The organism is Mucilaginibacter sp. P4_A11 (genome assembly GCF_056402535.1).
The window spans coordinates 64,656-79,988 of sequence record NZ_JBFUHE010000014.1 but is presented as its reverse complement, the minus strand read 5'-3'; the positions used below and the strand labels follow the sequence as shown (position 1 = coordinate 79,988).

At 45.0% G+C, this 15,333-nt stretch carries 9 protein-coding genes; 7 read left to right on the top strand and 2 right to left on the bottom strand.

What is annotated here, in order from left to right; all coding sequences use genetic code 11:
• Positions 1-33 precede the first annotated feature (33 nt).
• The 6 genes from AC1DUD_RS23720 to AC1DUD_RS23695 all read left to right on the top strand — a co-directional run bounded on the left by AC1DUD_RS23720 (position 34) and on the right by AC1DUD_RS23695 (position 13,013).
• Positions 34-1,530, top strand: coding sequence for a RagB/SusD family nutrient uptake outer membrane protein (locus tag AC1DUD_RS23720; protein ID WP_477379029.1), 1,497 nt, complete (start codon positions 34-36; stop codon positions 1,528-1,530).
• A gap of 174 nt (positions 1,531-1,704) precedes the next feature.
• On the top strand, positions 1,705-4,476 hold the full coding sequence (locus AC1DUD_RS23715) for a family 78 glycoside hydrolase catalytic domain (protein WP_477379027.1): 2,772 nt from the start codon (positions 1,705-1,707) through the stop codon (positions 4,474-4,476).
• Between the two features lie 9 nt (positions 4,477-4,485).
• Positions 4,486-5,646 carry an acyltransferase family protein gene (locus AC1DUD_RS23710; protein WP_477379025.1) on the top strand — a complete coding sequence of 387 codons (1,161 nt, stop codon included), beginning with the start codon at positions 4,486-4,488 and terminating at the stop codon, positions 5,644-5,646.
• A gap of 22 nt (positions 5,647-5,668) precedes the next feature.
• On the top strand, positions 5,669-7,939 hold the full coding sequence (locus AC1DUD_RS23705; protein WP_477379022.1) for a beta-N-acetylhexosaminidase: 2,271 nt from the start codon (positions 5,669-5,671) through the stop codon (positions 7,937-7,939).
• A 140-nt stretch (positions 7,940-8,079) separates the two neighbouring features.
• A complete protein-coding gene (locus tag AC1DUD_RS23700; RefSeq protein WP_477379020.1) occupies positions 8,080-10,386 on the top strand; it encodes a glycoside hydrolase family 3 N-terminal domain-containing protein in 2,307 nt (768 codons plus the stop codon).
• 356 nt (positions 10,387-10,742) lie between these two features.
• Positions 10,743-13,013 (top strand): GH92 family glycosyl hydrolase, encoded by a 2,271-nt coding sequence (locus AC1DUD_RS23695; protein ID WP_477379018.1) that lies wholly within the window; start codon positions 10,743-10,745, stop codon positions 13,011-13,013.
• 134 nt (positions 13,014-13,147) lie between these two features.
• Here the strand turns inward: AC1DUD_RS23695 and AC1DUD_RS23690 are convergent, their stop codons facing one another.
• Positions 13,148-14,041: an SDR family oxidoreductase gene (locus AC1DUD_RS23690; protein ID WP_477379016.1), complete on the bottom strand. Its 894-nt coding sequence runs from the start codon at positions 14,039-14,041 to the stop codon at positions 13,148-13,150.
• Positions 14,042-14,059: 18 nt separating this feature from the next.
• On the opposite strand from AC1DUD_RS23690, the gene AC1DUD_RS23685 reads away from it, so the two are divergent.
• Positions 14,060-14,578, top strand: coding sequence for a lipocalin family protein (locus AC1DUD_RS23685; protein WP_477379013.1), 519 nt, complete (start codon positions 14,060-14,062; stop codon positions 14,576-14,578).
• A gap of 113 nt (positions 14,579-14,691) precedes the next feature.
• Here the strand turns inward: AC1DUD_RS23685 and AC1DUD_RS23680 are convergent, their stop codons facing one another.
• Complete coding sequence (locus tag AC1DUD_RS23680; protein WP_477379011.1) at positions 14,692-15,306, bottom strand: NanQ anomerase/TabA/YiaL family protein; 615 nt, start codon at positions 15,304-15,306, stop codon at positions 14,692-14,694.
• Positions 15,307-15,333 lie beyond the last annotated feature (27 nt).

Below are 15,333 nucleotides of genomic sequence, written 5' to 3'. Positions count from 1 at the left end.
AACTCAATTGAGTAACATTAAGAATCGGAAACCATGAAAAAAAACATATACCTTTTTCTTACCCTGGCAGCTATTGGTTTTTATGGCTGTAAAAAAGATTATCTTAACCTGCAGCCTACAGATACTCAAAACAGTGCCAACTTTTTTAAAACCAAAGCCCAGTTTGTTCAGGCTATTAATGGTGCTTATGCTCCGCTTCAGGGTTTGTATACAGGATCATTTTGGGCAATGGGCGAAATGCGGTCTGATAATACATCGTACGAATATAATCCTTATGACCGTTCAGGCACCAATAAGGAGGAGTTGGATGAATTTCGGGAATTAAATAATAACGACATTGTGCAGGATTACTTTAGCACAAGCTATACCGGCATAGGCCGGTGCAATGTTATAATCAATCGTTTGCCTGCTGCCAAGCTTGATGCGGCAACTACAGATTCCATAGGTGGACAAGCCTTATTTTTAAGGGCGTTCAATTATTTTAACCTGGTACGTATGTTTGGGGATGTGCCTTTGGTACTAACCGAGCCAAAATCGGTAGGTGATGCTTATGATCTATCTACAAAATCGCCGGTGGCATCTGTTTATACGCAGATTATTGCAGATGCGCAGGCGGCTATTGCCAAACTGCCGTTAAGATATGCGGCTACTACCGATAAGGGCAGGGTTACTAAAGGCACAGCCGAGACCATGCTGGCTGAAGTTTATATGACCCAAAAGAAGTTTGACCTGGCTATACCGCTTTTACGCAGTGTGATATCATCAGGTGTTTATAGCCTTAACGCTAACTACGCCGACAATTTCAATGTGAACACGGAGAATGGGCCCGAATCGATCTTTGAAATTCAATACATTGAGGGTACAAATGGTTTGGGCAGTGATTTTATTGACACATTTATTCCCTGGGATTATTATGATGAAGATGTTACCGGTTACTCTATCGACAATAATGCGCAAAACGGATGGAATATCCCTACACAGGATTTGGTAAACGCCTTTGAAGAGGGGGATGAAAGAAGAGATGCCTCGCTTATTGATTTTACTTCAGATGAGTATGGTATCGATTTACCATTTATAAAGAAATTTACAGGGCCAAAAACAGCTGTTAAAGGCATTACTCCTAACAATTTCCCTGTTTACCGCTACGCAGATGTTTACCTCATGCTGGCCGAATGTTTGAACGAGCAAGGATTTACAGGTGGCGGCGATGCTTTCAAATATCTTAACCTGGTACGTGAGCGTGCCGGTCTCGAACCTAAATCAGCAGGTAATGATAATCCCGATTTAAATGTAAGCAGCCAGGACGGGTTTCGTGCGGCAATAGCACACGAACGCCAGGTTGAGCTTGCTTTTGAAAATCATCGCTGGTTTGATCTTTTGCGTACAGGAAAAGCTGCAGAAGTAATGAAAGCCCATGCTGCCAGCGAGCGTGCATACAAAAATGATTCATGGCAAATTAACTCGGCAGCGTACAGCAATATCCGTCTGTTATTCCAATATCCGTTAAACGAAGCAAACCTCGAACATTAATATTGTTACATGGCCCGGTTGAAACTTTTACCGGGCCATATTACGTTTATACCTGTATATTGCAATGAACGCATCATTTTTTTGGCCTGCTTAATAAAAATTACAGGTGCATATCAAAACAATATCGCTGTTAAAGTATATTTAATAGCATGAACTATTAAACCCAAAAAAGGTATGTGTAAAAAGGTATGCACACGCATCATTATATTGCTTTTTTCTTATCTGCCGGTAATTGTACATGCGCAAAAAGCGCCGCCCGTTCCCCCGCCGTTCCGGGTTGATAATTTAGTTTGTGAGTACAAAATAAATCCCATCTCTGTTGATGAAGCTAATCCACGCCTTGGCTGGAAACTGATAACCCGCGACCGTAACATTCAGCAAATTGCCTATGAAATACGTGTAGGCAGCAATGCTGTGTCCTTACTAAAAGGGAAAGAACTGCTTTGGACATCAGGTAAAGTTACCTCCGGCGAATCGCTGCACGTTTACTATGGCGGCCCGATGCTCGCCTCCCGGCGAAAAGTTTACTGGCAGGTACGCATTTGGAACAATCTGCAACAAGTTACTCCATGGAGTATGGTTAACTCCTGGAAAATGGGCCTGCTTAAACCTGCCGACTGGAGTGCTAAATGGATTGAAGATAATTACCTGTCGGATACTACCGGTGGCCCGAGCCCCATGTTCAGGAAAACATTTAAACTTGATCATAAAGTTCGCGCCGCGCATTTATACATCACCGCCCATGGTTTATATGAGGCTCAGTTTAATGGAAAACGGATTGGTACCGACTACTTTGCCCCCGGATGGACGAGTTACAACAAACGCCTGCAATACCAGGTTTATGATGTAACTGCCGACCTGTTAAAAGGTGATAATGCCGTTGGCGTAACCCTTGGCGATGGCTGGTACCGGGGCTATACTTATAACCGTAAAAAGAATGTATACGGCACCAAGCTCGGTTTGCTTTTTCAGTTAGAGGTGGTTTATACCAATGGCAAACGGATCTTGATCAATTCCGATAAAACATGGAAAGTAGCTTATGGGCCAATTCGCTCATCTTCATTTTTTGATGGCGAGGTTTATGACGCACGTAAGGAAAAGAAAGGCTGGGCTACCATTGCTTATAAAGACCTCAACTGGGATTCGGTACGTACAATCGATACTGTCAAAGATAATCTGGTAGCTACTTTTGGCCCGCCGGTGCGCAAGCATGAAATGTTTAAACCGCTTAAAGTATTCACCACCCCAGCCGGCGAGCACGTGGTTGACTTTGGGCAAAACCTGGTTGGCTGGGTGCAGTTTAAACTGAAAGCCAAAGCAGGGGATACCGTAAGGTTATTCCATGCCGAAGTTTTGGATCAGAAAGGGAACTTCTACACTAAAAACCTGCGTACGGCCAAGCAGGAAAATACTTATATTTTTAAGGGAGACAGCATTGAAACTTTCGAGCCGCATTTTACTTTTCAAGGCTTCAGGTATTTAAAGGTTGAGGGGTATTCAGGCGAGTTGGATTCAACAAATGTTGCAGCTTTTGCAATGTATTCGGACATGGCGCAAACGGGTATGTTCTCTACTTCCAATCCGCTTATTAACCAGTTACAGCACAATATCCAATGGGGGCAAAAGGGTAATTTTATTGATGTACCTACTGATTGCCCGCAGCGCGATGAACGTATGGGCTGGACTGGGGATGCACAGGCATTTTCCCGTACAGCAACTTTCAATACGGACGTAGCCGGGTTTTTTACCAAATGGCTAAAAGATCTTTCGGCCGATCAGCATAAAAACGGAGCAGTGCCTTATGTGATCCCCAATATGCTGGATAGCGCGTCGGCAGCGGCTTCGGGCTGGAGTGATGTGGCAACCATTGTTCCCTGGAATATTTACCTGGCTTATGGCGATAAAAAAGTATTGGAAAATCAATACCCAAGCATGACAGCCTGGGTAGGTTATATCACCCGCCACACCCGTAATGGATTATGGGATACCGGTAACCACTTTGGCGACTGGTTATTTTACGCAGGTACCGACTATGAGGACGGTGCAGCCCTTACTGATAAAAACCTGATAGCCCAGGCATTTTATGCCTACTCAACTCAACTGGTGATCAATGCAGCCACCATATTAGGTAAGCAGGACGACGTTAAAAAATATACCGACCTGTTGGCCGATATCAAAAAGGCTTTCCAGGCGGAATACGTTACACCTAATGGCCGCATGATCTCGGGCACTCAAACATCATATGTGCTTGCGCTGAACTTTGACCTGCTGCCCGAAAACCTGCGCGAATCTGCCGCTAAAAGGCTGGTAAACAATATTGAGGATTATGACGAACACATTACAACAGGCTTTTTAGGCACACCCTACATCTGCCACGTGTTAAGTCGTTTCGGTCACACCGATATCGCCTATGACCTGTTGATGAAGGAGTCATACCCCTCATGGCTTTATCCCGTAAAAAACGGGGCAACTACTATATGGGAACGCTGGGATGGCATAAAACCCAACGGTACCTTTGAAGATCCGGAGATGAACTCCTTTAACCATTACGCCTATGGTGCTATAGGCGACTGGATGTACCGCGTTATTGCAGGTATCAATACCGATGAGGGTGCTCCGGGTTTTCATAAAATAAATATCTTCCCGCATCCTGGTGGTAAACTCACCAATGCCAATGCCGAACTGGAAACGCTTTACGGCAAAGTAAAATCGGCTTGGAGCATTGACAACGGCATTTTTACGCTGGATATCATTGTGCCGCCAAATACCACCGCCACGGTCACCCTGCCGGCTGTTGATGGCCCGGTGACTGAAGGTAATATCGATATCAATACCAATAAAGATATCGCCAACATCAAACCGCTGGGCGGCGATATGCAAATGGATATTGGCTCGGGCACCTACCAGTTTAAATACATTTTAAAAACGCATAAGAAAAACAGCTAATAATAACTCATGGCAACAACGGTGATAAATCAGCAGGAACCTCTCAAAAATACCGGCACAACAAAGTCAAACCGCCCGCGGTTACTTTCGCTGGATTTTTTCAGGGGATTTACTGTAGCTGCCATGATCCTTGTGAATGATCCCGGCGATTGGGGACACATTTACTGGCCGCTTGAACATTCCAAATGGAACGGTTGTACCCCAACCGATCTGGTGTTTCCCTTCTTTTTATTCATCGTGGGTGTATCTATTGTATACGCCATGGAAAGCAAAAAGGCGGAGGCGGCAAACCATAGCAAATTACTGTTATCTATTTTACGACGTACGCTAATCATCATAGCCCTTGGTGTCTGTTTACCATTGATCAACGATTTTCAATTCACGCATTTGCGTTTTCCCGGTGTGTTGCAGCGCATCGGGCTTGTATTTGGAATAACCGCTTTGCTGTACGTTAAAACCGGCATCCGTACGCAGGTAGTTATCGCTGTAAGCTGTCTTATCGGTTATTATTTATTGATGACGCTGGTACCTGTACCTGGATTCGGAACGCCTAATCTGGAGCCTGCCACTAATTTAGGTGCCTGGATTGATAGATCGGTTTTTACCGAAAATCACCTCTGGGGCTCATCCAAAACCTGGGATCCGGAAGGTTTACTGGGAACAATCCCCTCCGTTGCCACTTGTTTATTAGGGGTGTTCACCGGCACCTGGCTTAAAACGGGCAAATTCAAAACCAGTACCGATCTGTTTAAAATGATGGGCGTGGGTATTGTATTGATCGTGCTGGCCTTGATCTGGAATACATTTTTCCCTATCAACAAACAATTATGGACAAGTTCATTCGTATTGCTTACAGCCGGTTTGGCCATTAATATCCTGGCGCTTTCCTATTGGTTTATTGATATCAAAGGGAATAAAGCCCTGCTGCCTCCGTTTTTAGCTTTTGGCCGCAATGCTATTGCTGCATATGTTTTGGCCGACATTATTCCGGCAGTGATAGCCGCTATTCCTGTGGGCAAAACCAATTTGTGGTCGTTTACTTACAGTAATGCGTTTGTGCCGTATCTGTCGCCCGAAAATGCTTCGCTGGCCGGGGCTATCTTAACTGTGCTGATCATTTTCATCCCTGTTTGGATCCTTTACAAAAAGAATATCACTATAAAGGTATAACCTTGTTCATTATTCTCCTGAGATGAAGAAAACATTATCGATAAAACACTTTATTCTATCTGCCACGCTGTTTTTATCAGTAATAACAGTAAATGCGCAGTTTCATATTATCCCGCAGCCGGTAAGCCTGAAGGCCGGCCAGGGTAGTTTTATTTTGGGTAAGAACGCTATGATTGGGGTTAACAAGGAAACCGAACCGATAGGCAAATACCTGCAGGATTACCTGAATCAAAATTATGGCTTCCAAACAACAGTGAGGGTATTTGATAAGATCCCGGCTAATACGGCTATCAGGTTAAATAATGTTTGGTCGAATGCGGAGAGCGCTTATACCATGCACGTAACCCCGGCATCAGTAAGTATAAGTGGTAATGGTGCTGGTGTGTTTTACGGAGTACAAACATTGATTCAATTGTTGCCGACGGATAAAAGCCTGGTATTGAAAGTAAGCGCATGTACGATTGCGGATCAGCCGCGTTTTGGCTGGCGTGGGTTAAGTTTGGATGTAAGTCGTCATTTTTTTACAGTTGATGAGGTGAAGAAATATATTGATGTAATGGCGCATTACAAGCTCAATACGTTTCACTGGCATTTAACCGATGATGAAGGCTGGCGCATCCAGATTGATAAATATCCCCGCCTAACCGAAGTAGGTTCAAAGATCAGTTATTACGCTAAACGGGGCGAGTTTCGCAAGCTGGATAACCTGATTGATGACGGCCGCGATGGCTTTTATACCAAGGATGAGATCCGCGATGTGATCAAATACGCTCAGGACAGGTTTGTGACCATCCTGCCCGAAATTGAAATGCCGGGCCATAGCGAGGCAGCTATTTTTGCATATCCTCAGCTGGGCTGCCAGGATTCGACAGGGGCCAAGCACCGGGTACGCATGCTCGACCCAAGTGAGTATACCTTCAAATTTATGGAAGATGTGTTGACGGAAGTGATTGCCCTGTTCCCGAACCAATACATCCACATTGGCGGTGATGAGGCTGAGATGGTGGACTGGCTGAAAAGCCCCACCGCAGTCGCCCTCATGAAACGTGAGCATCTGAAAAGTGAAAAAGAAGTTCAGAGCTATTTTATCAAAAGGATAGAAAAATTCCTTCTGTCAAAAAATAAGCGACTGGTAGGCTGGGACGAGATCTTGCAAGGCGGCCTTGCCGAATCGGCCACGGTAATGAGCTGGCAAGGGGAGGCCGGTGGAATTGCCGCCGCAAAAATGCATCACCACGTGGTAATGACGCCATTGCCGTACATGTACTTTGATGCCCCGCAAGCCAATGAAGACCTGGAGCCGATAGGCTGGAACCCGCCGGTTACCTGGCAAATGGTATACAATTACGAACCGCAATCAAAAGAACTAACCAATGCCGAAGCCGAATACATTTTAGGTGCACAAGGCAATATCTGGAACGAAAAGGTGCCTAGCGCACAACACCTGCAATACATGGTTTATCCCCGGGCCCTTGCCGTGGCCGAACTCACCTGGAGCCCGAAAAATGAAAAGGATATTGAACGTTTTGGCTGGAAAATGAAAAATCAATATGGGCTGTTTAAGCTATGGAATTTCAACGCCCGCCTGCCTGATATTGATGGGATTGATAATGTTATTACTAATAAAAATCGATTTAAATTAACGCTGAATTACCTGCTGCAAGGGGCTAAGGTACGTTATGCTTTAAACGGAAAAATGCCGGATAATAATAGTCCGGCTGTGCCTTTCCCTGTAAATATTAATGAGCCCTTAAACGACAGCATTGATTTAAGAACATTTACCACCTGGACACTGAATGATCAGCACATTCGCCAAACGGCCAACATCAGGCGTGTGAACATCAAACCGGCACACGAAAAAGCAGCTAACCTGAAACCCGGCATGGCCTATGAGGTTTTTAAAACGAAGGAACGTGAGATAACCAAGCTGGAAAATGAAAGGCCAGCAGAAACCGGTGAAACTAACTTGATTGTGCCTGTTAAGCCTGTTACCGAGAGCCTGATTAATTGGGTGAAAATTAAAGGTTTTATTAAGATAGATAAAGAAGCTGATTATGAACTAACTACAGGTTTTGAGGTTAGTCCCGCTTTGTTTTTGGATGAGGTACCGGTGATAAAAATGGGGATGAATACATATGTTGAACCGCAAAGAGCCTTATTGCACCTTAAAAAAGGTGTGTATGCTTTGAGGGGGCATTACATCGCTGATAAAGCCAATGAAAACCAAACCCTGATTGAATTGAAGATTGCGGGTGGGGAAAAGCTTTATCCGAAGTTTTATTTGATGCACTAAAAATAAAAAGCGTCATTGCGAGGAATGAAGCAATCCCCGATTTGCAGGTCCGCCCTGTATAGTTCGCGATTGCTTCGTTCCTCGCAATGACGGTTCTCATTGTGCATTTATAAGTTAATTAACCACCAAACCATACATCTATGCAAAAGAAGATATGCTTACTCATCGCGTTTGCTTTTGTAATAAAAACGGCCGGCGCGCAGGTTTATAAAGATCCTAAAGCACCGATAGCTGAGCGGGTAAAAGACCTGCTCAACCGTATGACGCTGGAAGAAAAAGTAGGCCAGATGAGCATGAACTCCTTAAAAGGCTCTATGCAAAACCCAATTGCTTATGGCGTTTGTGAAAGCCCTTTTACTAATATTAATGATATCTCAGCGTTATCCATCGCCGCGAAAAAATACGCTAAAGAAAAAACGCGCCTGGGTATCCCGCCCATACAAATCGGCGAATGCCTGCATGGACAGTTAGCTGCAGGGGCCACTATTTTTCCGCAGTCCATAGCACAGGGCAGCACCTGGAACCCGGCGCTGATCGAAAAAATGGGATCGGTAATAGCTTATGAAGCTTCCTCATCGGGAGTTGACCAGGCGCTTTCACCGCTGTTTGATCTCATTCGCGATCCACGTTATGGCCGTAATGAGGAATGTTATGCTGAAGACCCGTACCTCGTAAGCCGCATGGGTACTTCATTTGTAATTGGTATGCAAGGTAATCCTTCACAGACAAAAAACGGTATAGGGAAAGATAAAGTGATGTGTACAGCTAAGCATTTTGCGGCTTACAGCATCCCGGTGGCTGGTATAAACCTTGCCCCGGCATCGGTAGGAGAGCGTGAGTTACGGTCGATGTTTTTGCCGCCTTTTAAAGATGCCGTGCAAAAGGCAAATATTTATGCGGTAATGCCTGCTTACAATGAAATTGACGGCGTACCCGCCCATGCCAATCATTTTCTGCTGCAAACCATTTTGAGGCAGGAATGGGGCTTTGATGGCTACGTTTTTTCGGATTATGAAGGCCTTAAACATCTATACACTTTTCACCATATTGCTAAAGATGCTGAAGGAGCAGCGCCCATCGGCCTGAGCGCCGGTGTTGACCTCGAAGCGCCAAGCCCCGATGTTTATGGCAAACTTATTGGCCTGGTAAAGGAAGGTAAGGTAAAAGAAGCACAAATTGATAGCGCCATTGCCCGCATCCTTACCATAAAATTTAAAGCAGGTTTGTTTGAAAAGACATTGCCCGATACTTCGGCGCTAAAAAAACGGGTGCATACTCCGGATCACATCGCCCTGTCACAACAGATTGCTGAAGAATCCATTATTCTGCTCAAAAATGAGAAACAGCTGTTGCCGCTTAATATGAACAGACTGAAATCCCTCGCGGTAATAGGCCCTAATGCCAACCAGGTTCAATATGGCGATTACAGTTCAACCCGCGATAGCCGCTCCGGTACAACCGTACTTAACGGCATTAAGCAATTGGTGGGCAATAAGGTAAAAGTCAATTACGCCAAAGGCTGTGCCCTGTCTGGTTCAGATAAAAACGGCTTTGCCGAAGCTGTTGCAGCAGCAAAGAACAGCGATGCTGTGGTGGTAGTTTTAGGCACAACCAGCGTCGTATTCTCGGGTGTAGGCTGGAATGGCCACGCACCCGAAAGCGAGCCTAAAGATCCCTTTACCTGCGGCGAGGGTTATGATGTTACAGATATTAATCCCGATGGCGTACAGCGGGAGCTGTTACAAGCAGTTTATAAAACCGGCAAACCTGTAATCCTGGTGTTGGTGCATGGCAGGCCGCAGAGCATCAGCTGGGAAAAGGAAAATATTCCGGCTATTGTGGAGGCATGGTACCCGGGGGAAAGGGGAGGTAATGCCATTGCCAATATCCTGTTTGGCAAGGTGAATCCATCGGGCAGGCTTACGGTGTCTATTCCGCAATCAACCGGTCATATCCCGGTTTTTTATAATCATGTGGCATCCAATAAAGGTTTCTATCATAATCCCGGCTCACCCGAAAAACCGGGGCAAGACTATGTTTTTTCTTCGCCCGATGTGTTGTTCCCTTTTGGTTATGGCTTAAGTTACACCTCGTTTAAATACAGTAATATGCAGGTTTCTGCGGCATCGTTCGGTCAAAACGAGGTGATAACTGTTTCGGTAGATGTTACCAATAGCGGCAGTATGGTGGGTAAAGAAGTGGTACAAATGTATCTCGGTAACAAAGTAAACTCAGTAACTACCCCGGTGATGGCGCTCAAAGGTTTTGATAAGGTCAGCCTGAAGCCCGGCGAAACCCAAACGGTTAAATTTACTATAAAGTCAGAAGATCTTGCCATCTGGAATAACCAAATGAAATTGGTGACCGAGCCCGGCACATTCGATGTAATGATAGCCCGTTCGGCCGAAGATGTGGTGCTGAAGAAAACGTTGGAATATAAAGAGTGATGGGTATGAAGAAACTGATTGTGGTTTTTCTAATATTATCGGCTGTATCCGCCGGGGCAGTCCCCATGGCATTTGAAAACGGGTGTCATGCTGAGCTTGTCGAAGCACGGCGGGCAGGGCCTCTGCGCGCGACCCTTCGACAAGCTCAAGGTGACATGATTAACATGGGTGTCATGCTGAGCCTGTCGAAGCATAGCGGGCAGGGCCTTGGTGCGCGACCCTTCGACAGGCTCAGGGTGACAGCCCCTTTATCTAATGTCATCTCACCTTCAGAATCCGCGGATTTAAATACGACCCATGACATAATTAAAAAAACGCTTGTCATCCTGAGGTACGAAGGATCTTCTTCAACAAGCATGGCCGMTATACAAGGCGAAGAAGATGCTTCGTGCCTCAGCATGACAAAGGGGGCAAATGTCATTTTTTCACCTCAAAGTCCCTGGATTTTACCTACTCAGCATGACAAGCCCTTGCTCGCTACGTTGTTTTTTCGTCAAAAGCCTCTGGATTCGCTGATTAAATACGTAAACACGTTTATAGGTACATCAGCAACGGGGCATACTTTTCCGGGGGCTACGGTACCTTTTGGCATGGTGCAACTCAGCCCGGAGACCGGTAATTTCGGTTGGAACTATTGCTCGGGATATCGTTATGAAGACACGGTGATCACTGGCTTTGCGCATACCCATCTGAGCGGTACAGGAGGTGTTGATCTGGGCGATGTGCTGTTATTCCCGTTTCAGGGCAAAGAGCCTCAAAAATTTCAAAGCAAATTTTCTCATCGGCAGGAAAAAGCATCGCCCGGCTATTATGAAGTGCTTTTGAGCGATAATAATATCAAAGCTCAACTCACGGCCTCGGCCCATACCGGTTTGCACCGGTATACTTTTACTAAAGCAGGTAAGGCCCACCTGCTTGTTGATATGCAAAGCGGATTGGTGGAGAGTCCGGAACAATTAATAGAGCATGTATCCGACGGGGAGATCACGATCGACAGCAAAACAACTATCAGTGGTTATGCTTTTACAAGCCAGTGGGTTGATAAGAAAGTATACTTCACTGCTATGTTTAACCGCCCGTTTACCGGTCATCATTTTATTGATGGGGATAATAAACGCCGCCTGGTGCTGGATTTTGATCTGAAACCCGATGAGGCTGTTGAAGCGAAGGTTGGCATCTCCGGCGTAAGCATTGCCGGTGCCCGTAAAAATTTGCTGGCCGAAACACAATACAAAACCTTTGAGCAGGTAAAAGCTGAAGCTGCCCGAGCATGGGAGATTAACCTCGACAAACTTAAGGCTGAAGGGACAGAAAAAGAGAAGATCGCTTTTTATACCAGCCTGTACCACGCCCTGATCCAACCTAATAATATTGCCGACGTTGACGGTCAGTACCGCGGGGCCGATAGCCTGGTACACCGCTCGGCCGATAAGGTGTTTTATTCCACGTTTTCTTTATGGGATACTTATCGGGCAGCGCATCCATTGTATACTATTATATGTCCTGAAAGGGACGGACAAATGGTAGAGAGTATGTTACAGCACAACGATGTTGCCGGTATGCTCCCCATCTGGACGCTGTGGGGCAAGGAAAGCTTTGCCATGATCGGTAACCACGCGGTACCTGTAATTGTGGATGCCGCCCTGAAAGGGATCAAAGGATTTGACAAGCAAAAAGCTTTTGCAGCCATAAAGAATACGCTCACACGCAACAAAAATCCTAAATATGATTGGAGCTTGTACATGCATTACGGTTATCTGCCCTCAGACACCGTACCACGCGAAGCCGTTTCCCGTACTTTAGAAGCTGCTTATGATGATTGGTGTGCCGCTCAATTGGCTAAAGTGCTGAACAAACCAGGCGATTATGCATATTTCATTAAACGTTCACAGTTTTATAATAACCTGTTTGATAAAAGTACCCGGCTCATGCGCGGCCGCAAATCAAACGGCGAATGGGTGAGGCCCTTTGCCAACCTGGATAGCGGTCAACTGGCTATAGGCGGCGACTATACCGAAGGGAACGCCTGGCAATATACATGGCAGGTACAACACGATGTTCCGGGGTTAATTAAATTGATGGGTGGCAAGAAGGCGTTTTCAGGTAAGCTGGATTCATTGTTTACCATGGATTCAAAAGTTTTTGGTAAAGGTTCAACGCTGGATGTTACCGGGCTGATAGGGCAGTATGCACATGGTAATGAACCTAACCATCATGTAGCTTATTTGTATACCCTTGCGGGCAACCCCGCTAAAACACAGGAACTGGTAAGGCAGATAGCTGATCAGTTTTATGTGAACAAACCCGATGGTCTGTCGGGCAATGACGATTGCGGGCAAATGTCGGCCTGGTATATTTTTACGGCGATGGGCTTTTACCCGGTTAACCCTGCCGATGGTCGGTATGTTTTTGGCGCACCCCTGCTGGATAAAGTGAGCATTGTTTTGGCTGGCGGTAAAAGCTTTGTGATTGAAGCTAAAGGGTTATCTAAAGCAAACAAATATGTACAAAACATCAGCCTGAATGGTAAGCCTTATACCAAAGAATATATTACCCATGAGGATATTATGAACGGCGGAAAGCTGGTGTTTTTGATGGGGTATCAGGCGAAAGCGCCGGTGTATTAAAAAAACATTGCAAGTTTAAGCGACTGCGCTTGAATTCAAAAGAAGATAAGCGTCCACGCTTACTGTTTATTGCACGTGAGCGTGGACGCTCACTTTCGGAGGTGATTCAAGCGTGGACGCTTGAACCTGCGTTATTACAACAAAACCTGGTATTGATACCCCAATATAGGCTCAACATTCACACTCTCCACAATCTTCCATTCCTTCAACTCTTTAATAAACTCCGGTTTTTCAAAACCCGAATCAAGGGCCGCTTGTGTATAAAAATCAGCTTTAGCTGGATGATCGGGTGAACATCCATTAAAAAGATGCCCCAAGGCCTGTTTAGCCAATATGGCTTTGCTGATGCCGATACAATCATCCAAATGGATCAGGTTTACCGGAGCATCCCCGTTAGGGATCTCCTTTTTACCCGCAAAAAACCTGCCGGGGTTGCGACCGGGGCCAATCAATCCCGCAAAGCGGATAATGGTTGTTTTAAAGCTATTTTCAGCACGGAAAAGGTTTTCGGCCTCAAATAATACCTTGCCTGCTTCGGTATTGGGTTGGGGATCAGTTTCTTCGTTTACATGTTGATTGCTATCGGCATAAACCTCTGTCGAGCTAATGAATACCACATTTTGTATAGCAAACTGTTTTATAGCATTGATAATACCTTTAATTTTCTCTATAAAAACTGCTCCTTCGCCGCTCCGGCTTTTAGGAGGAATAGCAATCCATAAAACATCGCAATCAAAAAAATCAGCGTTATATATTTCTTCTCCCGGCGAAAAGTTTACAATATAAGGCTCAATATCAATCGCGGCCAGGTCGTTAAGTTTAGTGGCAGAAGTGGTTGATCCTTTTACTTGTATGCCATCGGCAATTAATGCTTTACCTAATGCGCTGCCATACCAGCCGCAGCCTAAAATACTGATGTTTGTTTTACCGGGCATATTACAAAATAACGCTTTGGCGCAAAGGTAATTAAATAATGATATGGCGTTTGGATACTGGTAATGTGCTTTTGTTTTAAACTTTTTAGGCATACCGGGCGTTATTGTTTTATGAAGAAAGAGATCATCGCAACCTCTGTAGTATTAGGTTTAACTGCTTTGGCCTTGCAGGCTGCCCGCTGTAAGCCACTTGAAACAGTCCCTTACGTCGACCTGAAAAAATATGTTGGCTCCTGGTTTGAAATTGCAGCTTTCCCGCAATGGTTTGAATCTGGATGCTCCTTTACCTCGGCAGCTTACGGTTTGGCACCTGATGGAGGTATTATTGTTAAAAATCGTTGTATAAAAGAAAATAAAATAAAAATTGCCGAAGGGCGCGCAATTGTGGCCGATAGAACGAGTAATGCCAAACTCGAAGTCCAGTTTCAGTGGCCCTTTAAAGGTAAGTACTGGATCATAGCTTTGGCCCACGATTATAGCTACGCCATGGTAGGGCACCCTAATCGTAACTATTTGTGGATCTTGAGCCGGCGCTCAACGCTTGATGAGCAGATCTATAACCAGTTATTGGTACAAGCCGCAGGGCAGGGCTTTGATGTACGGAAGCTGGTGAAAACAGTGCAGGTCTGAATCAGAATTTACAGAATTAAAGGATTTTCAGAATAAATGAAAAGGCCTGCTAATATGGATTGCAGGCCTTTTCAATTCTGTTAATTGTATAATTCTGTAAATTCTGATTCAGACTACTTAATCTCCTTTATCTTAATAACCAGTTTCTTCACTTTATCATAACCATCAACCTTCATATTAGGCCTGTGACCATCGCTTGGGAAAAACAGGAAAAACTCGTCGGGCGTGGCGGTAAAGTATTTACCATCTCCGCTGTAATTGGCAAAGTCTTTTTCCGGATCATAAGGTTTGGTAACAGTAAGGCTTTCAATAGGGGCAACGCCGATCTTCTCCTTGCCTTTGATCACATATTGTAGATCGATATAGTTTTGGTGCGATTCCCATAAGGCATGTTCCGGTTCTTTTGACGGGCCTTCGGTGATAGATGCATAAACATTATCGCCATCTAAAGGGTATTTTCCCGGTTCGATAGTTTCGAGGTTACGTTCGCGAAGAAATTCGAATGCTTTATCCCATGCAGCTTTATTGGCAGCGTATTGTTTGGCAAACTCGACATTATTTGTTGATGAGTTTAGCTTTAATTTCAAACCATTGGCCCAAACACGGTCTTTAACCCAGGCTTTAGCACTTTTAGCAGTGATCTCCTGCTGTTGGGCCGAAACACCCGCAGTTGTAAGCGAAAGAAGAATTACCAACATGATATTTTTATAAGTTGTTAAATGTTTCATAGTTTTAGTTATTTTCCAGGTTATTGA

Coding starts and splice junctions, on each gene's coding strand:
- AC1DUD_RS23720 (WP_477379029.1), top strand. CDS start 34: ATGAAAAAAAACATATACCTTTTTCTTACCCTGGCAGCTATTGGTTTT.
- AC1DUD_RS23715 (WP_477379027.1), top strand. CDS start 1,705: ATGTGTAAAAAGGTATGCACACGCATCATTATATTGCTTTTTTCTTAT.
- AC1DUD_RS23710 (WP_477379025.1), top strand. CDS start 4,486: ATGGCAACAACGGTGATAAATCAGCAGGAACCTCTCAAAAATACCGGC.
- AC1DUD_RS23705 (WP_477379022.1), top strand. CDS start 5,669: ATGAAGAAAACATTATCGATAAAACACTTTATTCTATCTGCCACGCTG.
- AC1DUD_RS23700 (WP_477379020.1), top strand. CDS start 8,080: ATGCAAAAGAAGATATGCTTACTCATCGCGTTTGCTTTTGTAATAAAA.
- AC1DUD_RS23690 (WP_477379016.1), bottom strand. CDS start 14,041: ATGCCTAAAAAGTTTAAAACAAAAGCACATTACCAGTATCCAAACGCC.
- AC1DUD_RS23685 (WP_477379013.1), top strand. CDS start 14,060: ATGAAGAAAGAGATCATCGCAACCTCTGTAGTATTAGGTTTAACTGCT.
- AC1DUD_RS23680 (WP_477379011.1), bottom strand. CDS start 15,306: ATGAAACATTTAACAACTTATAAAAATATCATGTTGGTAATTCTTCTT.